This window comes from Legionella sp., assembly GCF_965140895.1.
In the GTDB taxonomy this organism is placed as follows: Bacteria; Pseudomonadota; Gammaproteobacteria; order Legionellales; family Legionellaceae; genus Legionella.
In genome coordinates this window covers 1-23,420 of sequence record NZ_CBCSKT010000043.1, presented here as the reverse complement: position 1 = coordinate 23,420, position 23,420 = coordinate 1, and the positions used below count along the sequence as shown (strand labels likewise).

Genomic DNA, 23,420 nt, shown 5'->3' with positions numbered 1-23,420 from the left:
AAACTGATTTCATTACTTTTCAATAGATTAAACTAAAAATTACTAATTCTTGTACACCTTAAGGCAGCGCCATTAGGCTGCTAAGCCCAGCCTACGGATTACCATGTTCTGTTATGTCGATTTTGATCAGTTCTGTCCAATTTTCTGAAATTGCGGTATAGTCGCGCGACGTATCTTCAATGGTCTTTTTATGATTCAAAGTATGACTGCCTTTGCTCGGGCACAAAAACAGATCAATGCCGGAACTCTTTGTTGGGAGATTCGCTCAGTAAACCATCGGTATCTAGATATTTCATTTCGTTTGCCGGAGCCATTTCGTTTTATTGAACCTCATTTACGTACTGTGCTGCGTGATAAAATAAGCCGTGGTAAATTAGAGTGTCAGCTTAAATATCAGGATGTTGGTTCTGATAGTCAGTCGATGCTTGTAAATACAGCAATGGTGAATGCCTTAGTAGATTTAAGCAATCAATTGTCTGTTTCTCATCACCTGGCAAATGATTTTGGGGTCAGTCGTATTCTTGCTTGGCCTGGGGTCGTGCAGCTAAGCGCTCCTGATGTTGACGAATTAGGTCATCAAGCAATTTCTTTATTCGAAGATGCCATCGAACAGCTTAAACACGTTCGTGCAACCGAAGGGAACGCATTACAGTCTCATGTGAGTAGCCGTTTGCAGGAATTAGGTAAAGAAGTAATGCGTTCACGAGAGCTTGTGGCAAATCAAGCCGAGCAAGTTAAAGATAAATTGTTTTCTCGTTTACAGGCGGTGCAGATTGAAGTACCGGAAAATCGCGTTGAGCAGGAAATCGCGTTAATTCTTACCCGTTTGGATGTGAGCGAAGAATTAGATCGTTTACAAACTCATATTAATGAAGTGAGTCGGACTATAAATTGCGATAAAATAGCGGGAAGACGCCTTGATTTCTTAATGCAAGAGTTGAATCGAGAGGCGAACACCTTAAGTTCTAAGTCAGATTCTGTGGAATTAACCCAGAGTGCTGTGGAAATGAAAGTACTAATTGAACAAATGCGTGAGCAAATTCAAAATATTGAGTGAGTTATATTGTGGGTAATTATTCGGGTAATTTATTTATTGTTGCTGCACCTTCAGGAGGGGGCAAGACGAGTTTAGTGAGAAATTTAATCGAGACTCTTGAGCAGATTGATGTTTCTATTTCTCATACAACTCGTGTGATGCGGCCAGGAGAGGTTCATGGAGTAGATTATTTTTTTGTTGATGAAAGTCAATTTACTACCATGATCAATGAGGGAGCTTTTATTGAGCATGCGCAAGTTTTTAGCCATTTATATGGTACTTCCAGGGCACAAATTAGTGAGCGTTTGGAATGTGGCATTGATGTGGTTTTAGACATTGATTGGCAAGGGGCTGCGCAAATTAAGAAAAACTTCCCTGAGGCAGTAAGTATCTTTATTATTCCGCCATCAATCGAGGCATTGAAGGAACGTTTAACCAATAGAGGCCAAGATAATGACGAAATAATTCGCGGCCGAATGAAAAAAGCCCAAGATGAACTTAGTCATTATTCAGAGTTTGATTATCTTATTGTTAATGATACTTTTGAACATGCAGCTGCAGATTTATGCACAATTGTGCTGGCTAATCGTCTGCGTATCGAGCGGCAGGTAAATAAACAAGCAAAATTACTTTCATTCCTGATGTCATCGCAGTAAAATAAGAAGTTTTGGTTACCGGAGAAGGCAATTATGGCACGAGTTACAGTTGAAGATTGTTTAGAGCATGTAGCAAACCGTTTTGAATTAGTTATGGTGGCTACAAAGCGTGCACGACAAATTGCTGTGCGCGGTGATCAACCCATGGTTGAATGGGAAAATGATAAGCCAACAGTTGTTGCTTTACGTGAAATTGCTGAAGGTTTGGTCACAGCAGCTATTCTAGATAAAGAATAAAAATTTTGTAGCCCGTATTAGCGCAGCGTCATACGGGTAATCGTTCGCAGGGTTTTGTTATTTTTTTGAATTAAATAAAACCCCACCGTCATTGTGAGCGCAGCAACCCAGGGTTCAGCACTTCGAACTCTTGGGTTGCTGCGCTGCGCTTGCAATGACTAAATTTACCTACAGCGTGAACGTGTACCATACGAGTTACGTGTTTTTAAGCAAGTTAAAATGGTCTATTGTGCAGGTGCACCATTTTTTATGGTTTGGGCTATTATTTTAGTATAGGGTTCAATTTTTTGCTTGGATGTAAGGGGCTGTTTCCGTTATCTTAGCCAAAATGAGGTATGACCATGTTGGACATCAGGGAGTGCTGCGTGAGCTATTTTAAAGAGCTTGATGAAGAGCTGAAATGCTATCTCGAGCAAGCTCAAATAGAAAAATGTTACCAAGCTTATTTAGTTGCTGAAAAAGCACACCATGGTCAAATGCGTCGTTCAGGGGAGCCTTACATAACTCATCCTGTTGCCGCTGCCTTGATTCTGGCTCGAATGCGGCTCGATTATCAAACCATTATGGCGACACTACTTCATGATGTCGTTGAAGATACCACTGTAAGCAAAGAAGATTTAACCCGCCAATTTGGTGAAGACATCACCGCCTTAGTCGATGGAGTTACCAAACTTACCAAAATCAAATTTGAATCCAAAGCAGAAGCTCAGGCAGAAAATTTCCGTAAAATGGTTTTGGCTATGGTCAAAGACATCCGCGTAATTATCGTAAAATTAGCGGATCGGCTGCATAATATGCGCACCTTAGGCTCCATGCCGGCAGCAAAACGACGCCGTATTGCTGTTGAAACCTTAGAAATTTATGCCCCAATTGCCAATCGCCTGGGGATGCACTCCATCTACGTTGGCCTTGAAGATCTGGGATTTCAAGCTCTATATCCTATGCGTTATCGCGCAATTAAATCTGCCGTAGAAAAATCACGCGGTAATCGCCGTGAATTAACTCAAACCATCGAACGTGATTTGCAGCAAGCTCTGGCGCAATTAAATATTCCTTATGAGCAGGTATTTGGTAGACAGAAGCACTTATATAGTATCTATCGCAAAATGCGGCAAAAAAAGGCCTCATTTACAGAAATTACCGATGTATTTGCATTTCGAGTCATCACTGAAGATATTGATTCCTGTTATCGTATTTTAGGTGCTTTGCATTGCACCTATAAACCAGTTCCTCAGCGTTTCAAAGATTATATTGGGATTCCTAAGGCGAATGGTTATCAATCCTTGCATACCACTTTGTTTGGTCCCTTTGGGGTTCCTCTTGAGGTGCAAGTTCGTACACGAGATATGGATAAAGTTGCAGATAATGGGGTTGCGGCGCATTGGATTTATAAATCTTCTGGATTGGAAGTAAATGAAGCACAGCTACGTGCTCGTGAATGGGTACAAAGTTTATTAGAAATGCAGCGTAGTACCGGGAACTCCCTCGAATTCATTGAAAACGTTAAAATTGATTTATTCCCTGACGAGGTTTATGTATTTACTCCCAAAGGTCATATTATGGAGTTGCCTAAAGGGGCTACAGCAGTTGATTTTGCCTATGCAGTGCATTCGGGCGTAGGGAATAGTTGTGTGGCAGCCAAGGTAAATCGACGTTTAGTACCACTGAGCATTCCTTTATCGAATGGACAAACCGTAGAAATTATTACTTCCTCCAGTGCTCATCCTAACCCGGCATGGTTAAATTTTGTGGTTACTGGTAAGGCGCGTTCAAATATACGTCATTTCTTGAAGAGCCAGCAAAATGAGGAATCCATTGTTTTAGGAAAACGATTACTGGAACAATCTTTAGCTGAATTATCCAGTGATTATGCCAAAGTACCGCCAGAGACACTTCACGTGCTATTAAGTGATTTACACTATAAAACTATAGATGATTTACTCTTCGCTATTGGTATTGGTAACCAAATGGCCATGGTGATTGCGAAACGCTTGGTGGTCAGTCAAGACTTCCATGAGTTGGACAAAGCAAGCAAAGTTCGACCCTTTGCCATTAAAGGCACCGAAGGGATGGTGGTACATTTTGGTGAATGTTGCCAACCAATTCCTGGCGATAGCATCATAGGGGTCTTCCAGCAGGGTAGAGGAATCATTGTACACAATAGCGATTGTGCAAGTTTAAAAACTTCACGTATGAACCCTGAACAATTTGTTCCTTTACGTTGGGATGAGAAGGTTGAGGGGGAATATTGGGTCGATATTACTGTTGATGTAGCGAATGAGCGCGGAGTATTAGCTGTTTTAGCGACCGCTATTTCCGAAGCGGGATCAAATATTGGTAACATCAATGTAGACCCTCGCGATGGACGTCATAACGCAGTAACATTTTCAATCAGCGTGATTGACCGGACGCACCTGGCGCGAGTAATGCGTCGATTACGCGCTAATAAAGTGGTGATGCGTCTGTACCGAAAAAAACAAGGGGATAATTAATGCAGCCTGTACATACGAAATTAGCTCCGGAAGCTATTGGAACATATTCACAAGCAATTCAATGTGGTAATACCATATACCTCTCAGGTCAAATACCGCTAGACCCTAAAACCATGCAAATGTGTAGTGACGACATTAGTGAACAAATCACGCAAGTTTTAGAAAATCTATCTGCAGTATGTGACGCTGCGGGTGGTAGTTTGGCAAATATAGCCAAGCTCAATGTGTATTTGACTGATTTAAGTCATTTTCCCTTGATTAATGAAGCCATGGGCCGTTATTTTGTAGAGCCTTATCCTGCTCGAGCAGCAATAGGTGTTGCCGCATTGCCTCGAGGGGCACAGGTTGAGATGGATGGGGTATTGGTATTACCTGAGTAGGTTGTTATTAACCCTCTCTCCCAAGACGTGTTGGTTGGGCCTATGTCCCCAACCAACAATGTATAAATAAAATCCATTAACTTAATGGCATTGATTATGTGGGAGATGCCCACAAATCAAACCAAAATGTTTCAATTTTTAGAGTTTAAAGTATGAGTATTCTTTCCCTTCATGACGTAAGTCTTAATATTGCTGGCAATCAACTGTTAGATCAAGCCGATTGGCAAATACAGCCACAAGATAGGGTTGCCCTAGTCGGCAGAAATGGGGCAGGGAAATCAACTCTTCTTAAATTACTGCAAGGAGATATTGTTCCTGACAGCGGACAAATCAATCAATTATCCGGTTTACGAGTCGCAGGCTTAACTCAAGAAGTTCCTATTACTGGGGATGACTCCGTTTATCATTTTTTAGTGAAAAGCTTAGGTGAAGTTGGAGAAGTTTTATCTCAATTTCATGAACTATCCCAACAAGGGGATATGGAGAAATTGGTTCGTGTCCAACAGCGAATGGATAACCTACACGCTTGGGATAAATTGCCGCAAATCGAAACGATGGCCAGCCGTTTGGGTATTGCTACTCAGGAGCGGATGAATAATTTATCAGGGGGAATGAAACGTCGCGTTCTGTTGGGGGCGGCACTGATCGCATCACCTGATTTATTATTATTGGATGAGCCAACCAACCATTTAGATATTGAAGCGATTGAATGGCTTGAGGCTTATCTCAAAAGCTTTAAAGGCGCGGTATTATTGGTTACCCATGATAGAGAATTCCTAAGCCAGGTGTCAAATCGGATTGTGGAAATTGATCGCGGAAAATTACACCGGCATGATTGTGATTACGAAACCTATCTGGACCGACGTGAGACAATTCGTCAGAGTGAACAAAAGCAAAATGAATTATTTGATAAAAAACTCGCCGAAGAAGAAGTCTGGATTCGTACGGGAGTCAAAGCTCGACGTACACGTAATGAAGGGCGAGTACGTGCTTTAAAAGCGTTGCGTGAAGAATATAAGGAACGCCGTAATCAATTAGGAAAAGTTAAGGTAATTTCTTTAGATGTTAGTCGTTCAGGTTCTGTAGTTATCGAAGCAAGTAACGTGAATTACTCTTTAGGGCAAAAAAAGTTATTAGAAAACTTTTCTTTATTACTGACTCGTGGAGATAAACTTGGGGTTATTGGGCCTAATGGTTGTGGTAAAACAACTCTAGTGCGTTTATTGTTGGGGGAATTGCAGCCCGATTCAGGAGACATCAAACAAGGTACCTCCTTAAACGTGGCTTATTTTGATCAGCTACGTCGACAATTACAAGAAGATAAAACAGTAATGTATAACGTGGGTGAGGGCGCAGATTATGTCACGATTAACGGCAAACAAAAACATGTTGCCAGTTACTTACGTGATTTTCTGTTCTCCGCAGAGCGTTTTAATCAACCGGTTTCTGTATTATCAGGTGGAGAGCGTAATCGTTTATTGTTAGCTAAGTTATTCGCTAAACCAGTTAACTTTTTAGTGATGGACGAACCTACAAATGATTTAGATATTGAAACGCTAGAACTTTTGGAAGAGCTGTTAGCTGATTATCAAGGTACGTTAATATTAATTAGCCATGATAGAGCTTTCATTAACCAGGTGGTAACCAGTGTCCTAGTGTATGAAGAAGCCGGACAATTTAGTGAGTTTGTTGGTGGCTATGACGATTATAAGGCGCATAAGAAGCAGCAGCAACAACAGCAGCGTGAGCGTGATACAGCGGATAGAAATCCAACCGTTAAGCGCAGCCCATCGACAAATAAGCTAAGCTTTAATGAGCAGCGTGAATTATCCCAATTGCCACAAAAAATTGAGCAATTGGAAAAGAAGATTTCTGAGTTGCAATTACAGATGGCTGACCCCAAATTTTATCAGCAGGATGCATTGGCTATTGCAAAAATAAATCAGAGCCTGGCCGAGGATGAATCTGTATTAATGGAGTACTATGCGCGTTGGGAAGCTTTAGAGGAACGATTATAAAAAGTACCCAATTGGTTTGTTAGATTTATGTTTTAGGAACAAGTAAATGTTATTCACACTGACTTTGGTTATCCTGTTGGGGGCTATTACGGTATTTTTTTCACAGGAGTTTCTTGGAGTTATTAAGAAAATTTTTGCGGTTAAAGGCGTTAAATTATTTTTGCCTTTATTGGCGGCTTCTTGGTTTGTATTTAGTTATGGTGATTGGGTTATCTTGACGCTCGCTTATTATCGTGAAACTCTAGTGAAAATATTAACGTTTATCGTATCAATCATACCATTTCCACAAATAGCCGAATATGTGGCCTTAGTGATTGTATTAACCCTCGTTTCAGTACTTCCTGTATACCTGATTGATTTATTCATGCGTAAACGAAGTTATAAGTCGTATAATTATCCTCAGATAACCAGCCTGCTAATTTTCATTGTAAGCACCTTTATTTTGTTAGGGCTGTAATCACATAGTCCCTATTAATACCGCGTAATACGGGGATTTGTAGTACAAAAAACCGTATTACAACATTATAAAAATACGCGGTAGGGACGGACAAGACTGCTGCAATTCTTTTTAAGGTGCAGAAATCGGGAGAATGCTTTCCGCTCTCATATTGATTGATGCGAGGGTTGGCTGAAAATTCATCTATTCCTGCAGCAATACCTAATTTTTTTTGTGAGATTCCCGCGGCAACACGAGCTTCTTTTAATCGCTTGGGTAAAGGCGAATCGGTCATTTTAATTTACCTACTAATGCTTCATAAAAAACTAAGGATCACTTAGTATCCGCTTATCAATGAACCAAATATGATCATTTGGTTTTTTATGGATTCATGAAGTCTAAATAAAAAACGAAACTGGTACTAACCAGTTAAATTTTATCAATTTTGTTTAGGGGCTCCTAATGAAATTAAGAATATTGTTAGTCAGTGTGTTTATTGGTCTTTTTAGTTCTTCTAATCTTTTGTACGCATGGGGTAATTATCACCATCACCATAAACGCCGGCATCACCACCACCATCATTACATCCAACCTCATTATTATCCAAGACCACAGGTGCATGTGCATCAACATTATAGTCCCAATCGCTATCCTAATTTGCATTGTCATAATAATATATGTGAGTAGATGTACTAATAATATTGTTCTAAAGACGTTACTGTGAGAAAAAAATGAAAAAATTTATCGCCATTATTCCTGTTTTATTACTACTTGTTAGTTGTGCTACAGGTTATCATCCAATGTCATTATCGGGAGGATTTGAAGATTTCCGTTTAAGTGAGGATACGTATTCGGTAAAGTTTTTAGGGAATGAATACTCAAGCCGCGATCAAGCTTATCAATATGCGTTAAGACGTTCTGCTGAAGTAACTAAGATGAACGGTTATCGTTATTTTAAGATTCTTGATTCTGCATCAACGGTAAATAAAAGAACCTATCAAACACCAATAACTGAAACTACGACAACGGACTCGACTTCGGAGCACCATCATCATCGCCGTCATAATACAACCACTACAAGTACGACAACTATTTCCGGTGGGCAATGGGTGACGGTAGAGATTCCAACAACATTTATGAAAATTAAATTGTATCGTACGAATGTTGGTGGGGTAATGGATGCCGAGGCTGTTTTAAGTAACTTCAAAAAATAATTTTAAAACCTGGTTGCGTGCAACCAGGTTTTCCTCTTAACCACAGACTACAGATACTGCTTCAAGTCCACACGTCCACCAGTGGAAATGAGATCTTGGTTATAATCTTCCCAGGAAGAGGTTGGTAGATTAAAGAGACGAACGCGTTCATCAAATGATTTATGTGCATCGGGATTAGGATCAAGGAATATATGACGATGATCGAAGGCCGCTAGGAGGCGGCTATTTCTGGAATAGGTAAGGCCATTACCAAAGACGTCACCGCTCATATCCCCAACACCAACTACAGTGAATTCTCGCTCTGCGAAGTTAATATCTAACTCACGAAAATGTCGTTTAATTGATTCCCAGGCTCCACGCGCGGTAATTCCCATTTTCTTATTCCTGCTTGATGCATGTATTTGGCGTAAGCGCGAATGATGTTCAACTCTCGCCAGGATAATCCTGCACCCAAGACGAGCTTATTAAAGCCATCATCGTTTTCTAGCATGGGTAGGATATCTGATAAAGGGATAGGGTTACCAAAGCGATAAATTTTCACATGCAAAGGATATTCAGAAAGGGTCGACTCATAGAAATTGATAATTATTGAACGCTGAATAGATAACTTATCAAGCAGTAACATGTCACTTGCGGCCTCTTCAACCGTGTGCTGTTCACAATAACTCATCGATAGGGCTTTAACGAATTTTTTGGGCATCAATATGTTTTTCTAGTTGCTGATTTAACTGTTCTTTCCATGAATGGTCCATTTTAGATCCTAAGATGAAAAACGTTATTGTTTAACTACAGTATAGGTGATGAAAAATTTCCGTCCATTTTTAATGCATAGCCGGTATTTGAGCGAGTCTTAATAGGTGGTGAAAGAAAGCCCTAGACACTCCCTGGAACTAAACTTACAATGATGAATGCACCGTTATTTTTAATAAACATCAGTAACTTAATTAATGATAAAAAAAACACTATTCTTAATCTCCATACTAATAGGATTATGGGGCTGTGGTAAGGGAGTAAAGCAGCAAGTTGTTGCGCCAAAGCAATTTCCCTCCAGTACAAAAGCTTATAAACCTTTAGATAATTTGCCTTGCTTGGCATGGTGGCAACAATTTCATGATGAGGAATTGAATCATTTGATTGAGGCTGGTTTGCGTTATAACATGGATGTCCATATTGCTTTAGGGAACTTGCAGCAAGCACGCGGAGAATTACTGCAAGTCCAACTGAGCTGGATTCCAACCATTCAATTATTAGCGGGATATTCAACAAACCCGGCATTGGGTGTTCCTGGAGGCTTTTATGGTATTTGGCCATACTACGCGTTGAATATGATGAAGCTGTATACGCAAGGAAAAGAGGCTCGCTATAACGTACAATTTCATCGTGCGGCCGTTGATGGAGCACGTTTGACGGTTATTGGGCAAATAGCGTCCGCTTATTTTACCCTGATGTCCCAACAAGAACAAATCAGACTCTTACGGCAGTTAAATAACGATCTTAAAACGCTAATCACCTTAAGTGAACACGACATTAAAATTGGTTTAGACAATGATATGGCATTAGCACAACTGCAATCTGATGAGCGTTTGATTGCTGCTCAAATTGAACCAGCTTTACATAACATGGTGTACAGTGAAAATGCATTGCGCTTTTTAATTAATGAAAATCCCGGGCGAATAAAAAATAAAAACAAGTTTGCTCAATTGAATTTTTCTCGCTTTAAACCAGGTAGCTTGCCAGCCTCAGTACTTAATAATCGTCCGGATATGCACATGGCCATCTATGCATTAAAGGGGGCACGTGCCAGTGAGTGGGTTGCCTGGAGTGATTTCTTCCCCGCGCTACAACTGGATGATTTGGTAGGAAGGGCACATCTGCCCGGTGGGGTCTCGATCAATGTGACCGATGCCTATGCTAATTGGGATTTAATGCCAGGTTCTTTAGGAAAAGTGGCCCGAAGTAAAGGCATACAGCAGGCTAAATTAGCGGAACTTTATAAAACAGCCAAACGAATTTTGCGCGAGGTAGATACTGATTATTCAGCAAATAAACGCATGAATGAGCAATTTAATGCGTACATGCTCGCAGAAAGGGAATACCGCCGTAAATATAAATTACAACAGGGCTTGTTAAGAACCGGGTTAATTTCGTATAAAGAGTTATTACAAAGCAAAATTTATTTAGATAACTTGGCACTTAGAACGAATCAGGCTAAGTTAGAGCTTGCCATGTCTTTAGTTGTTTTATACCAAGATTTAGCCGGAGGCTATGCGGTAAAGCCAAGTGAAGAAAAATAACCAGACGACACCAAGAAAAAGTAAATTATTTGAGAGGGATATGATTAATTTTACCAAGCTTCGTAGCCAATTTAAAAAACGTTTTGCTAGGGCGAAGCACAGGGTTACTTTGCCAAATACGATTATTTTTATTGGCATTTTCACCACATTTGTTTACCTGTTTTCGTTTTTATTTCCCTTTACTGATAATGCCTTTGTGATGAATAACGTGCGTCCGGTCGCGGCCCTTACCAGTGGTTACATCACCGGTCTTTATGTGCAAAATGGTGATATAGTTCAAAAGGGACAAAAGCTCTTTACCGTATTCAAAAGACCTTATGCTTACGCCCATGACCAATTTATTGCGGACTTAGCAAGTGGTGAAGCCAAATTAGCAGCCTTCAAAGCCACCTATGAACGCGACCTAAGACTTAGCCGCAATGAAGAGCGCAATTACATTAGACTAAAACAAGATGATGAAAAATACCAAAAAGGATATCGCTTACGCTCCGTTTCTTTAATCACGTTACAAAATTCTGAACAAGACACTATGGCCGCTAAAAACCGCTGGGAAGCGTCTTTAAAACAGTTAGAAATTGATAAGTATCAAATTCAAGGTCAAGAAAGTGAAATTCAATCGATCAGCGCACGTTTACGAAATGCTAAAGTAAATCTAAACCTAACCGATGTGTATGCTCAAGGTAATGGGGTAGTGCAAAATTTATTTTTTACGATAGGTACTCCAGTAAACATCAATCAACCCTTGTTTTCTTTAGTTGATACCGAGAATATTTACATTCAGGCAAACTTTAATGAAACGGATTTAAGTTCAGTTCGCAAAGGCTCCAATGTGGTGGTGTTTCCTCGAATGTATTTAGGACGAAAAATATTTCATGGGATCATTGAATCAGACTATTGGTCTGCTAATCGCCAATTAGTTGATCCACGCACGCAATTGCAAAATGTTACTAATGAAAACCAGTGGATTTTATTACCTCAGCGTTTGCCAGTAATTATTCGTATCACGGATCCTGATCCTAAATATCCACTTCGTCTTGGCAGCAGCGCCTATGTTTACATCAAGGTTTAAACAATGGCTTGAGGAATATGATCCTTACGGTGCACAAAGGGTCATTCTCCCTAAAGCGCTTTTTCTTGCTACCGTGGCGACCTACGTCTATTGGATATTTCAGCCATCTAATTTTCAAAGTTACATCATTCCTTTTTTGGTGATTGCTTTTTATGAGGCACCAGTATTAGATTCTTATCCAGAAAAAGAGCGTTTATTAGTTTTTATCACCATTGCACTCATATTTATTACGGTGTCTTTTTATCTGGTTTATCCCTTTAAAGGGACTTTTTTCTTTTTCTCCGTGCTGGTTTTAGCACTTATTTACTTTTCAATACTCAAGTATTTTTATGCACTAAAGAACTTAACCATGCTGCTATTGGTTAATGGGACGGTGGTTTTAAGTACCCTGCCTTTAGGAAGTGTTCAAGTCGCGTATACTTTTATCTCGTCAACTTTATTGGCCATGTTCACCGCCTTTATTTGCCTCAAAATTTATCCAACTAACTATTTGCGGATTTGGAATAAGGCCGTACAAAAGTTTATTCATTGCTTGCAAGATGGGATTGATTACGCCATTAGAAAGGAAAAGAAAAGTTCGGCACAAGAGATACAACACTTAGGTATGGCACGTAATTACCGTAAGTTAATCCCGATCAAATACCGAAGACAAACTTATCGTATTGCGGTTAATTTACGTAATATACAGCACTGTATGGATAGTCTTTATTATGAGGACAAGAATGTGGCATTTTGGCATGATATTCAGGCAAATTTTGAATTACTTCGTTTGAATATGGATATTTATGCTCCTTGCGGTATGCCTCGCATGACTACTGTAGCAGAAACACAGCTGCAACATTATATTTGTCGTTGTTTAAAACAAGTTTTTATTCACTGGGATAAATTATGTTATCTACAGCACAAATGAGAAGACGACTTGATTATGCTCGTTTTACTCATTTAGCGGGCATGTTCATGATTGCCATGTTCATTTATTTATTTTCAACTATCCCACATAAGTTTTGGGTTTTACTTACCGTGTTAGTGGTGAGTGCAGGGATTGAGCCAGGGCTAATTACGAGACGAGCTATACATCGTGTCGGTGGAACCTTTTTTGCGCTCGCGATTTTGCTGCCTTTAATCTACTTAATGCAGTTTAATTACCGATTTGTTTCTGTAGTGTTTATTTTGGCCCTGATTGGTTTATCGATTTCAACTTTAAATCCACGGCGTTACGATATTAGTGTGTTGTTTACGACAATTATGATTTTTTTATTGTTAGCACAGACCTCGGAGATCAACTCACCAGAAGGCCCCTTTGATATGGTAGTTAACCGTGCGATTTGTACTTTAATCGGTGTCGTAATTATATTGGTCGGCGATTATTTTTTATTTCAAGGTTATCATTATTCGCAAAAACTTTATTTATTTCATCAGCGATTGGTTTTTAATTTTTTTAGAGATAGCGTACAAGAGGTTATCAAGACTAAACCCGAAGAGATAAATACGTTCATTTTTGTGGAAAAACTTCGGGCTAATGTAATTGATAATTGTGCCCCCATCGCGATAAGTTCTGAAAATTTATTACTGGAAAAAAAACTTAGCCAAAAAACAAAAAAGAAAATAGATGAATTTCAAGATGCGCTTTGGGACATGCGACGATTACTTTTTGCCTTAACCATTTCTAAGTTTGTTCTGCACACGGATACTACTACCGAGAAGCATTTGCTACGATTTCAGGAGTTGTTGCAGAAAGCTAGAGATAATTTCATATAAAAAAGCGTTCCAACCCAACGTAGGCTCTTTTAGGGGGAACCCCACGATTGTTGATAAGTAATCTCTCCTGAGTACGCTAAAAATGCTTACTCAGTCTATTTAAAAAATACGTAAACAATGAACTATAATAATGCATAACGAGCTAATGTATTCTAATCCTTATGGAATATTCATTGTTAGAGGTTCATTATGTCTAAACCAATAAAAGTCTCTGAATTATTAAGAAGTGGTGAAATTGCATCGTTAACAGCATTATCGGATTCAATTGGCCAAGCTTTTGAAATTGGCCATAAAAAAAGGTTTGGGTTAGCCCATACTAAAAACATAGCTGTATATAGCCAACATGTACAAAGCATTAAGATGAACATTCAGGATTTAATAAGTCTGCACAATGTCCTTAAAAATGAAGGAATTGAGAACGCACATGATATCTTTGAACAAAGGGCTAAAGCGATACAGGCCTCCATGCTTATTTTATCACAAACCACAAAAGACCCTGTAAAAAAACAATTTTTGATGAATCAGATGACTGGAGTCATGAACGCGCTGAGTTACGCGCGAAGTGAACTCGTAAGAGCCCCCTTAAGAGCTGAGTTTGCAGAAGTGAGAAAGGAAACCAAGTCTGCTTATATGCATGGAAAAGATGGGTATTATGATGCTTATGTGAAGGATAACTGGGGAAAATATAGTGCAAATTATGGAAAACAGCTTCAAGAGCATGTCGCAAAAGTACATCAAAAAGAATTCGAGGTTGCACTTGAGAGCAAAGTGCAGGAGACTATAATTACTGGCCGTTTGCGATTAGAGCGAGCGTTTCAGGCGAATTATTTAGAGAGTTTCACCCGTGCCAAGGAATCTGAACTTAACGCGCAAGGGAAATCATTTAAAACGCTAACTGGGGCAGAGGTAAAGGCGATTCAAGCCGAGTTTGATGCACAGTTTAAGGATTGGGTGACAAATCAAGTTCTAGCTCAAGGATTTAAGGAAAGCTTTCAAGGAACTCCGCAAAAAGATTTAGAAAAGGGGTTTAAAGCAGAGTTCGATAAAAAGTTTCAATACCAATACATACGCCACTGTGAGGATCGGATTAAACATTATGAAAATGAAATTAAGGTTAAACTTGATCCTAATGATCCTAAGTTACAACAGCTACAACTAGGACATATGAAAGATGTGATAAAAACGATAATGGAAACATCCAAAGGTACTAGTCAAAAATCAAAAATAGCCGAGGCTCAGGCTGCTGGTTTTTTAAATTCTATTCAGGATCTTGAGTCAAAAATAAATTTGCTAACTAAAGGAGGTATATCGCCTAAAGATGCGGGGGACGCAGCATTAGGCATTAATATGATGCCTCAAGTATTGGCCTCGCTATTAAAGAATTGTGAGAGTCCTAAAGCGAAAGATCTAATGGCACGTGAATTTCCGGTATTTTTCCAGCAGATACAAGGAATTAATGTAGGCATTCAAGCAGCGCAAATGAAGTGTGAAATGGGTGCGTTACAACGAATGCAAGATGAAATTTCTGGGAAAAAGCGACTTGAGCAAGATGTTATGTTGGGTGATGAATTAAATGGTGGGCCTCTGGTTGTTGAGCCGGCCGTAGTCTCGAGTGCGAAAATGGATAATTTTTCTAAAATGAAAACCCAACTTCAGGCTCATAAGAACGATTCGGAGCCTGATGAGGGTAATGAAGACCGTATTAGGGTTCATTTGTAATTACCGTTTGAGGAACAACATGTTTAATGATGCGCAGTTAGGTCTATACGAAACCTCAAAAGACTTTGGTTATGTGAGTTGTTATTTTGTGCACATTGTGTTTTGTTGGGATTTACTTGGCTCTTAATGGTATTTGTAGCATTCTGCATTGGACATTGAGGAAATTAATAACAAACATGGAGTGTTTTTATGAAAACAATTAGCAAAGAAGATCTGAGTAAAATAACTCCAGACCAAGCTATTGATTTACTTAAAAAGGGCAATGAGCGGTTTATAAATAATTTGCGATATAATCGTAACTTTCTACAGCAAGTGAATGAAACTGCTGAAGAGCAATTTCCTTTCGCCTCAATTTTAAGTTGTATTGATTCTCGAACTCCTGCCGAATTCATATTTGACCAAGGTCTTGGTGATATTTTTAGTATTCGAATTGCAGGCAATGTTGTGAATGACGATATTATTGGAAGTCTGGAATTTGCATGTAAAATCGCTGGCTCCAAATTGATTGTTGTACTTGGCCATACCAATTGTGGTGCAATAAAAGGGGCCTGTGATGAAGCTCAATTAGGTTATTTAACACAGCTCTTAGATAAAATCACACCCGCAATTGAGCAAGAAACCTCGTTTAAAGATAATCGCAATGGAGCTAATTCCGCATACGTTACTGAAGTGACCAAAATTAATGTGGATAACAGCATAAAAATAATCTTGGAGAAAAGCAGTATCCTCAGGGAGTTAATCAGTAAAAAAGCCATTAAAATTATTGGTGGTTTATATGATATTGGTTCAGGTGAGGTTTCGTTTTTTGATGAGTAAAAGTCTAATGCTTTCAAATTAAAAAATTATCCAAGTTACATCGTTTTGGATACCGCGCATAAAGCGCGGTACGTAGAGTTGGTTATTGAGGTATTATCAGTAGGGGGATGATCACGATTTCGGAACAGAGCGTCCTTCTTCAAAGAAGGTTATTTGACCTGTTTTAATATCATGCATTCCTGCGACAATACCTACTTTGTTACTTTCTACTAACGCCTTGAGGATTGGGCTTTTTTCTTGGATCTCTTTTACCATATTTAATGCATTAGTTCTTGCAATCGCATCAACTAATTTGGGATCCGAGCAATTCTTGCTTCCCTCGGCTTTCATGCTCATTTCAACCGCTGGATGAATTTTATCTAGCACATCAGTTAAATGTCCTAGTTTTACTCCATTACATGAGCCAGCAACCGCACCGCAAGACGTATGAGCCAACACGACAATCAAACGTGCTCCCGCTGCTTTAGTTGCAAACTCCATACTTCCTAAAATATCGTCATTAACTATATTTCCTGCCACACGCAAGGTAAATAAATCAGCCAAGCCTTGATCAAAAAGAAATTCAGGAACGCTACGTGAATCCATGCAATTCAATACCACAGCAAAGGGATATTGGCCATAAGAAGATTGATAGGCTTGTTTTAAATAGTCTCTGGTGACGAGTTTATTATTTAAAAAACGCTGATTACCATCTTTTAAACGTTGTAATGCTTGTTTAGGAGACATCTCTTGCTGTTTCGCCTGAGTCATCGTCTTCCCAAGAAGTGGTATTTCTGCATCAGTATTCGCAAAACTATTAATAGAATAGATAACACCACACGCTAAAAAAATTGATTTTAATAAATGGTTCACTGAAAGCTCCTTCTTTCTTCGTTATTAGTTTTCTTCCTATCTATGATGATAGCCGTATTTATATTCTTTACAACAGAATTATTGTCCGTTTAATCTTATGTGAGGGGGTGGGGCTTTATTTGATCAAGGTGATTAATTAATGTATATTTATGGTGTTTCTGCTAAATAGGAAAACCAGTGTTCCAATATACTCAATTAATTCTTTCGCTACGAGAGCGATTAGGCTATCCAATATCGGCAGGATGTTGTAATGGATTTGCGATAAGGTGGATTGAGGCACATCTAGCTGATGAGGAACGGTTATTTGACGAGCGTATGCATCATATTGCTTCTTATGGCGAGGACTTAATTAGCTTGCTTAATGCAGTAAAAGAGAAAAATGGACTTAATTTAACGGAAGAGGATGAACGACTACTGGATATACATGGTTTTTTAGATCATTTGGAGCTACAACACTCGCCAGAAAAATACACATCTCTTTTTGGCCAATATTTACATCAATCTGATATTGAATCTATTTCACATATTGCTACATCAGATACCATACGCCATCGTGGGGGGATATGTAAAATTTATTCCCAACCCGGGGTTTATTCTCATAATGAAATTCAAAAATACTTGAGTGAATTACAAACAACTATAGATAGTTCATCTGCTATGTTAAACGAAACATGGAGACTGATACTGGCAGGTATTGACCATACTGTTGCATTGACTTATCAGGTAAAAGAGGGCTGGCGGTTAACAAGTATTGGTTGTTATCCACCTATAGTATTTGCTAAAGAAGAAACCGACTTACTCGCAGAAAAACTCGTAAACTTATTAAAATTGCCTAATTCAACCAGTGAGTATATTGGTTTTAACACATCGATTTTTACAACAGGTGATAATGTATTCCGCGCTGAAATGGCCTATTTTCTTGAGCAATTTCAAGAAAAACAGGTTTTAACTCAAGAAATGTTTGAGCGTGATGTGGATCAATATGATTTAGCCTTCATTATGGTGCAAAATAAACAGGCCTCAATTTTAAAAGAGCATATTGCAAAGAGGAGTATTCGTTTAGACAAGTTATATCACCATGGTGAATTAATTCATTTCGCAGTTATGACCGGTGCTGCAGATATTATCGAGCTACTTTGCTTGAATGGAGTTGACCCTGAGTTATCTGCTTCGGGTTATACGCCAGTTTATTTAGCTGCAATTAATGGGGATGTCAACACGATACAGTCTCTTGTAAAATATAAGGCAAATTTAGATAAAAAACAGGGCCGGAAAAATACTACTCCCCTTTATGAGGCTGCCTGTAATGGACATATTTTTGCTGCTATCGAGTTAATTCAGCAGGGAGCTGACGCTAATTTAGACGATGATGAAGGAATAACGCCACTTCATATTGCGGTAAAAAATAATGACATTAATATGGTTGTAGCGCTTGCCAAGTGTGGCGCTGATGTAAGTTTAGGCGATCATAAGGGATGCACCCCACTTCATAATGCAGTTACTCAAAATAATATTTTGATGATAACCGAGTTATTGAATTATAAAGCAGATCCAAATAAACAAGATATCTATAAAATGGTTCCTCTTCACATTGCCGCAGCATACAATGATGTGCATATTATTAAAGAACTTGTTTGTTATGGAGCAACACTGGATATCTGTGAGGAATATGGGTTTACTCCTCTTCATTCTGCCATATTAGAGAACTGTATCGAGGCGGTTTTTTCCTTGGTCGAATTTGGAGCTGATGTAAATAAAAAAGATGGAATAGGGCGTCCCCCTCTTTTTTTGGCAATTCAGCGAGGTTCTCCTGCCGTGGTAAGCAAATTAATTTCAGCACATGCTGATTTATCTTTATCTTGGGATACTACGAATCATGATTTAATTAGACTTATTTCCGAATATGGTGGTGAGTTCGTTGAGCGTGCAAATAACGTTTTAATCAATATGGCAACTCAACATGGAGAAAACATATCGATTTCTCCATATCAATTAGCATTTATCATGAATAATGAAGAAATAATTGGTTTACTTGCTCCCAATAATAAGAGGAAGTTTGTTGAGTCTGGAAGTATTTTTTTTCTCCATGAAGCCTCCAAGAAAACAAAAAATGAATCGCCACCCACGGATGATGAGACTCCTAACCCTACCTATTAAACCTGATAAAGGGCCTATGCGAAACATGTGTGGTAAATCAAGCATTGATACTTAATCGAGAAAATAGAAGTGTCGAATTAAATTTAATTTGAAAAATGAGAAGTAAGGGTGTCGCTACCTCGTATATGGACTCATCCGTTTTTGCAAGTAAATGCTCGTGAAAAGTGAAGTATTTGCATTCGCATATCCGGCAATGTTAGTAGTTTTTAGTTCACTTGTGCCTTGATGATATTCGCCCTCTGTTTCCTAATCGTTATTACGAACCTAAAAAGTTCAACGAGTTAGTCAGGTTTTTACAGAGTAGGTTTTACCATTTTCACATCAGCTGTTAGTTACAAAACTCGGGTAAGTAATTATCTCCATAATTAGTCATTAATTCTTATACTGATATTGCCTTTCTTAGTTCGAAGTTACCTCTTATGCACAAAGATTTAAATGGTCAACCTACTTATCCTCATAAGCCATAATAGCCCACATAAGCGCGTTTTTTGCAATGTAAAAAGGCTGCTGAACAGTTTAAAATCGAGCTTTTAAATATTAATGTATTCGATTTAGAACAAGTAGAACTTCTAAAGCAAGCGTTAATACACAATAATAGTTCTATTTCAGTTATCAATGTAACCAATCTTTATGAATGGGATGCAAATAAAAATGCTCTTGATTGTAAAAAAAGTGGGGAATGGCAGCCTAATAATAATGTCTCTAATATGCTAAATCTTTTATTGGATAGTCCTTCTGAGTACATTATTTTATATTCAGCTTATGAAAAAAATGATGATCTGCTTTTGGTCGCAAAGATACACACATCGATTAATGATTACTTATATGACGCGGAGCAAGCGGTTCAAGCGCAAATCTCGACCTATGAAAAATCGTTACAAAAATTATGCGATAGCAATGTTTCACAATCCAAATCAACGCTTTATGGTAAGCGTTCTTCCGTAATTCAGGCGCAGCCCAATGAACAAACTCAACCTATCAATAAACGATAGAACCCATTAGAAAAAAATTAATTGTTGTTGCAATAATACAGGATTTTACTTTCTTCTCTATAAATAGAAAATATTTTTGCGTTTTAGAGGTGGTATATTAGTTCATTCTCCAGTTCATGAGAATTTGCCAAAGTAATTCCGGCATAAATGGCTTCTTGTTTTCCTTTTAAAAATGCCCATAAACGATCTCCATATGAAAAATGCCACCATTCACGCGGATAATTAACAAAATCATGCTCGTACATTATGTCAAGAAGGATTTTTCTATTCTGGAATACTTCAGCTGAAATATTCTGAGAATATGTTTCACAAATTTCTGGATCGACTTTGTACCAATCTTTAATTGCCATACCAAAATCAATTAAATTTCCATTGGGGTCAATAACTTCAAGATCTACTGCACCTCCAGTACTATGAGGAGGTATATTTGGTGCTCCTTTAAAAAAGCTTATGGGGGCAATTAACAAACTGGCTTCTTTGAAAAGTTCTTCCTCAGATTTATTGGAGTTTTTTAATCTCAAATTGTTATAGTGTTCATCAAATAGAATTTTTTGAACATTTAAGCTTCGTAATCCTTCATAAATTCTGAATTTCCAACCATGTGGGAGTTGCTTTTGAGCAAGACATAGTTTCTCATATACGGTTTTTCTTAATTTAGTGTAATCATTTTGGGTTAAAGGTGTATCTGGAGGAGGGCCATAAGCAAGTTCTTGCTGTTCTTTTAGATCGATTAGAGGCTCATTATTTTCACGAATAGAAATACTACTAATTTTTTTTTCGTTAATAACAGGACCTTTTTTCATCATTTTTAACCTAGGCGTCGAATTTTGAGAATGATAGTTTTTTTAAATTCAAGACTCAATAGTTCTTTCACTTATCAATGTTGATTATTAATCAAAAAATCAATAGGTATAACATCACATAATAATTTTAAAAAGATATAATTTTACGCTCAATTTTAAGGAGAAAGTTATGAGTTTTGAAGTTAAATACGTACCTGTAAGTATGGCTGGTAGCGCGGTTCCATATTAAATTGACTGTTTAATATCCTAGATGTCTTCATTAAGATTTGTATACCCTAAAGTAAAGCCCTTTGTGGAATTTTGTTGGAGAAATGGTATCGTTTCTTTTTTCAAAATCCCAGGGCTGTCAATCAATCTTAATGATGAAGCAAAGTTTATTTATAATGTTTGTTGCATGATGGATGGGGCAACACATTTGGATGTTTTAAAAGAAAAAATATCACTTATTTATCCTACAGAAAGCCAGTTTATAGAAGACTTATTGACAGTTCTAGATAACGAGTATTTGATTGAGGATTCTTTTTATACATCTGTTGATGATAAAGAGAGATGGTCTAAAAATACGGAATTTTTTGGCTCATACTGTCGGGCAAATGAAAATAAATATCAAAAACAGAAGTCGTTAAGTACAATAAAGGTTAGCATTTTAGGGCTTGGTGGCGTAGGTTCAAATGTATTACTAAATTTGGCTGCTCTCGGTGTGCAAAATTTTAGGATTGTTGACTTTGATGAAGCAATTCCTGTAATCATCACTGAAGAACAACAACCCATCGAAACACAAACTGAAACCATTACTTACACACGCACCAAAAAGAACACTGGAAGAAAACCACTTCCTCAATCACTATCTTATATAGAGCACGTGTATGATTTAAGTGATGAAGAAAAACTGATCCTGATTAAAAAAAACACTAAAGAGAAGTTTAGATACTTGTTTTTGATAAACTTTTTAAGCATTTAAAAACAGATGAAACATAAAAGAAAATGAGTGTAGCATAAAAATGAATTTACTCTTCATTTAGTTATTAAAGCAAGGTTGTTATAATTTTCCTTTTTAAGAGTTTTTTCATGCAAAAATTAGTACGTGCTGCTACAGTTGAAGATCTTGATTTTATTCACTCTTCTCTCCAAGAAGATTTAAGTGAGCAAGGTGTTCTCCATCGATTTAATTATTCAAAAGAAGACTTTAGAAAAGCTATATTTTGTGATAGTCCTTTGGCATTTTTTTTAATATTAATAATGAATGGGGAGCAGGCTGGATTTGTAAATTATACAATGGATAATAGAAATTTTACTGTCAATTTTCCTTCAAAAAACCTTTATATTAATGACTTATATGTAAAGAAATCGTATCGGCGCATGAAAGGAGCTACTTTATTGATGGAAAAAATAAAGGACATTGCGATTAAGAATGGTTGTGGCAGAATTGAAGGGTTCGTATTGGCAGATAATGCCGTGTCTCTCGCATTTTATCAAAAATACATGCAGGCAAAAATTATAAGTGACGGTCTACATTACATGCGTTTAGAAATAAATTCTTCCAGCTATGCGCCTACATAGTGCTACTTGTGGTTTTTTTGACAAATAGGTTGTCTGAATATTTCTCTTCTGGAGTGATGAATCATTTACTAAGAATTCCATTTGAATATTTTGAACGAAGGCATAAAGGCGATATATTATCCAGATTCCACTCAATACATGAAATTCAAAGTAAGATTACTACTGATTCAATTAATACACTTTTGGATGGTGTAGTTATTATACTAGCACTAACGATCATGTCATTTTATAGTATCTAATTAACAGCGATGGTTTTGTTCGCCTTAACTTTATTCTTGGTCTTAAGAATATTGTCTTATCGTCATCATAAAAATCAAACTGAAATTTCTGTGGGTGAGCATGCAAATGTAAGCTCAAAATTTCTTGGAAATCCTACATGCTATTATGCCCATTAAGCTCTATTCCAAGGAGCCGCTTATGTATCGTGATTGGAAAAATTATTTCATTAAAGCAATGAATGCTGATATAAGAATTACATTTATGGATACAAGGATCAATATAGACCGAGTTTATGAAGTTGCAAAAATCGCACAAATTCATGAAGATATTTTAAATATGCCTATGAATTATGAGATTTTAATTGGTGACATGGGAAGTTCCTTGTCCGGTGGTCAAAAACAAAGAATATTGATTGCCAGAGCTTTATATAAAAATCCTAAAATTCTTTTTTTAGATGAAGCCACCAGTCATTTGGATGTAGATACAGAAATAAAGATCAATAATGCATTAAAACAACTAAATATTACGCAGGTAATAATAGCACATAGAGAAGAGTCTAAAGACTGAAAAAGATCTATACCCATTCAACTTGAAGGTACTGGGTTTATGATCTGAAAATTATCATTAATGCGTCCACGGAGGGATTGAGCTATTTTTGATATTTTTGTATCAAAGAATTCCGCTATTGCATCGCGAAAATGCTTTGCTGAGT

The 23,420-nt window shown here is 37.8% G+C and carries 25 protein-coding genes and 1 pseudogene; 21 read left to right on the top strand and 5 right to left on the bottom strand.

All coding sequences use genetic code 11. The features are described 5' to 3' along the window. Positions 1-190: 190 nt before the first annotated feature. From ACQY7T_RS05895 to ACQY7T_RS05865, 7 genes are all read left to right on the top strand, one after another. Positions 191-1,057 carry a YicC/YloC family endoribonuclease gene (locus ACQY7T_RS05895; RefSeq protein ID WP_428411973.1) on the top strand — a complete coding sequence of 289 codons (867 nt, stop codon included), beginning with the start codon at positions 191-193 and terminating at the stop codon, positions 1,055-1,057. Positions 1,058-1,062: 5 nt separating this feature from the next. Further along, on the top strand, positions 1,063-1,692 hold the full coding sequence (gene gmk, locus ACQY7T_RS05890; protein WP_428411979.1) for a guanylate kinase: 630 nt from the start codon (positions 1,063-1,065) through the stop codon (positions 1,690-1,692). A 33-nt stretch (positions 1,693-1,725) separates the two neighbouring features. Beyond that, complete coding sequence (rpoZ, locus tag ACQY7T_RS05885; RefSeq protein WP_400187025.1) at positions 1,726-1,929, top strand: DNA-directed RNA polymerase subunit omega; 204 nt, start codon at positions 1,726-1,728, stop codon at positions 1,927-1,929. Positions 1,930-2,294: 365 nt separating this feature from the next. Continuing rightward, positions 2,295-4,421 (top strand): bifunctional GTP diphosphokinase/guanosine-3',5'-bis pyrophosphate 3'-pyrophosphohydrolase, encoded by a 2,127-nt coding sequence (gene spoT, locus ACQY7T_RS05880; protein WP_428411970.1) that lies wholly within the window; start codon positions 2,295-2,297, stop codon positions 4,419-4,421. Further along, the gene (locus tag ACQY7T_RS05875; RefSeq protein ID WP_428411968.1) at positions 4,421-4,801 is read left to right on the top strand and encodes a RidA family protein; all 381 of its coding nucleotides are present in this window, start codon (positions 4,421-4,423) and stop codon (positions 4,799-4,801) included. The genes spoT and ACQY7T_RS05875 overlap by 1 nt, the downstream gene beginning before the upstream one ends. Positions 4,802-4,953: 152 nt before the next feature. Beyond that, on the top strand, positions 4,954-6,819 hold the full coding sequence (gene abc-f, locus ACQY7T_RS05870; RefSeq protein ID WP_428411966.1) for a ribosomal protection-like ABC-F family protein: 1,866 nt from the start codon (positions 4,954-4,956) through the stop codon (positions 6,817-6,819). Between the two features lie 46 nt (positions 6,820-6,865). Beyond that, on the top strand, positions 6,866-7,276 hold the full coding sequence (locus ACQY7T_RS05865) for a hypothetical protein (protein WP_428411964.1): 411 nt from the start codon (positions 6,866-6,868) through the stop codon (positions 7,274-7,276). Here the strand turns inward: ACQY7T_RS05865 and ACQY7T_RS05860 are convergent. Then, entirely contained in the window at positions 7,257-7,550 is a 294-nt protein-coding gene (locus tag ACQY7T_RS05860) for a helix-turn-helix domain-containing protein (RefSeq protein WP_428411962.1), read from the bottom strand. The two genes, ACQY7T_RS05865 and ACQY7T_RS05860, sit on opposite strands and share 20 nt — an antisense overlap. Before the next feature lie 167 nt (positions 7,551-7,717). On the opposite strand from ACQY7T_RS05860, the gene ACQY7T_RS05855 reads away from it, so the two are divergent. Both ACQY7T_RS05855 and ACQY7T_RS05850 read left to right on the top strand, forming a co-directional pair. Continuing rightward, complete coding sequence (locus ACQY7T_RS05855) at positions 7,718-7,942, top strand: hypothetical protein (RefSeq protein ID WP_428411960.1); 225 nt, start codon at positions 7,718-7,720, stop codon at positions 7,940-7,942. Positions 7,943-7,986: 44 nt separating this feature from the next. Further along, positions 7,987-8,469 carry a CC0125/CC1285 family lipoprotein gene (locus ACQY7T_RS05850; protein ID WP_428411958.1) on the top strand — a complete coding sequence of 161 codons (483 nt, stop codon included), beginning with the start codon at positions 7,987-7,989 and terminating at the stop codon, positions 8,467-8,469. A 68-nt stretch (positions 8,470-8,537) separates the two neighbouring features. On the opposite strand, the pseudogene ACQY7T_RS05845 reads toward ACQY7T_RS05850, so the two are convergent. Both ACQY7T_RS05845 and ACQY7T_RS05840 read right to left on the bottom strand, forming a co-directional pair. Then, a pseudogene (locus tag ACQY7T_RS05845) lies at positions 8,538-8,852 on the bottom strand (NAD-glutamate dehydrogenase domain-containing protein); the annotation flags it as partial. Further along, entirely contained in the window at positions 8,786-9,094 is a 309-nt protein-coding gene (locus ACQY7T_RS05840) for a hypothetical protein (RefSeq protein ID WP_428411977.1), read from the bottom strand. The gene ACQY7T_RS05840 and the pseudogene ACQY7T_RS05845, both read right to left, overlap by 67 nt. A 322-nt stretch (positions 9,095-9,416) precedes the next feature. On the opposite strand from ACQY7T_RS05840, the gene ACQY7T_RS05835 reads away from it, so the two are divergent. The 6 genes from ACQY7T_RS05835 to ACQY7T_RS05810 all read left to right on the top strand — a co-directional run bounded on the left by ACQY7T_RS05835 (position 9,417) and on the right by ACQY7T_RS05810 (position 16,125). After that, entirely contained in the window at positions 9,417-10,763 is a 1,347-nt protein-coding gene (locus ACQY7T_RS05835; RefSeq protein ID WP_428411956.1) for a TolC family protein, read from the top strand. A 40-nt stretch (positions 10,764-10,803) separates the two neighbouring features. Further along, positions 10,804-11,832, top strand: a complete 1,029-nt coding sequence (locus tag ACQY7T_RS05830; RefSeq protein WP_428411954.1) for an HlyD family secretion protein — start codon at positions 10,804-10,806, stop codon at positions 11,830-11,832. After that, on the top strand, positions 11,813-12,742 hold the full coding sequence (locus ACQY7T_RS05825; RefSeq protein ID WP_428411952.1) for a hypothetical protein: 930 nt from the start codon (positions 11,813-11,815) through the stop codon (positions 12,740-12,742). The genes ACQY7T_RS05830 and ACQY7T_RS05825 overlap by 20 nt, the downstream gene beginning before the upstream one ends. Next, positions 12,721-13,590, top strand: a complete 870-nt coding sequence (locus ACQY7T_RS05820; protein ID WP_428411950.1) for an FUSC family protein — start codon at positions 12,721-12,723, stop codon at positions 13,588-13,590. Before ACQY7T_RS05825 ends, ACQY7T_RS05820 begins: the two co-directional genes overlap by 22 nt. Positions 13,591-13,779: 189 nt before the next feature. Beyond that, entirely contained in the window at positions 13,780-15,309 is a 1,530-nt protein-coding gene (locus tag ACQY7T_RS05815; RefSeq protein WP_428411948.1) for a hypothetical protein, read from the top strand. A gap of 189 nt (positions 15,310-15,498) precedes the next feature. Then, entirely contained in the window at positions 15,499-16,125 is a 627-nt protein-coding gene (locus ACQY7T_RS05810) for a carbonic anhydrase family protein (protein ID WP_428411946.1), read from the top strand. 111 nt (positions 16,126-16,236) lie between these two features. Here ACQY7T_RS05810 and ACQY7T_RS05805 read toward each other — a convergent pair whose 3' ends face one another. Further along, positions 16,237-16,977 (bottom strand): carbonic anhydrase family protein, encoded by a 741-nt coding sequence (locus ACQY7T_RS05805; RefSeq protein ID WP_428411944.1) that lies wholly within the window; start codon positions 16,975-16,977, stop codon positions 16,237-16,239. Positions 16,978-17,154: 177 nt separating this feature from the next. On the opposite strand from ACQY7T_RS05805, the gene ACQY7T_RS05800 reads away from it, so the two are divergent. Together ACQY7T_RS05800 and ACQY7T_RS05795 are read left to right on the top strand one after the other, a co-directional pair. Continuing rightward, the gene (locus ACQY7T_RS05800; RefSeq protein WP_428411942.1) at positions 17,155-19,134 is read left to right on the top strand and encodes an ankyrin repeat domain-containing protein; all 1,980 of its coding nucleotides are present in this window, start codon (positions 17,155-17,157) and stop codon (positions 19,132-19,134) included. 488 nt (positions 19,135-19,622) lie between these two features. Beyond that, positions 19,623-20,126: a hypothetical protein gene (locus ACQY7T_RS05795; protein WP_428411940.1), complete on the top strand. Its 504-nt coding sequence runs from the start codon at positions 19,623-19,625 to the stop codon at positions 20,124-20,126. Positions 20,127-20,209: 83 nt separating this feature from the next. On the opposite strand, the gene ACQY7T_RS05790 is transcribed toward ACQY7T_RS05795, so the two are convergent. Next, complete coding sequence (locus ACQY7T_RS05790; protein ID WP_428411975.1) at positions 20,210-20,929, bottom strand: M15 family metallopeptidase; 720 nt, start codon at positions 20,927-20,929, stop codon at positions 20,210-20,212. 394 nt (positions 20,930-21,323) lie between these two features. Here ACQY7T_RS05790 and ACQY7T_RS05785 point away from each other — a divergent pair, with 394 nt between their 5' ends. The 4 genes from ACQY7T_RS05785 (at position 21,324) to ACQY7T_RS05770 (ending at position 23,275) form a co-directional block, all read left to right on the top strand. Beyond that, the gene (locus ACQY7T_RS05785; protein WP_428411938.1) at positions 21,324-21,890 is read left to right on the top strand and encodes a ThiF family adenylyltransferase; all 567 of its coding nucleotides are present in this window, start codon (positions 21,324-21,326) and stop codon (positions 21,888-21,890) included. 107 nt (positions 21,891-21,997) lie between these two features. Continuing rightward, positions 21,998-22,489, top strand: coding sequence for an N-acetyltransferase family protein (locus tag ACQY7T_RS05780; RefSeq protein ID WP_428411937.1), 492 nt, complete (start codon positions 21,998-22,000; stop codon positions 22,487-22,489). Further along, entirely contained in the window at positions 22,489-22,728 is a 240-nt protein-coding gene (locus ACQY7T_RS05775) for an ABC transporter transmembrane domain-containing protein (RefSeq protein ID WP_428411935.1), read from the top strand. The genes ACQY7T_RS05780 and ACQY7T_RS05775 overlap by 1 nt, the downstream gene beginning before the upstream one ends. A 178-nt stretch (positions 22,729-22,906) precedes the next feature. Beyond that, positions 22,907-23,275 carry an ATP-binding cassette domain-containing protein gene (locus ACQY7T_RS05770; protein ID WP_428411933.1) on the top strand — a complete coding sequence of 123 codons (369 nt, stop codon included), beginning with the start codon at positions 22,907-22,909 and terminating at the stop codon, positions 23,273-23,275. The last annotated feature ends 145 nt before the right edge of the window (positions 23,276-23,420 follow it).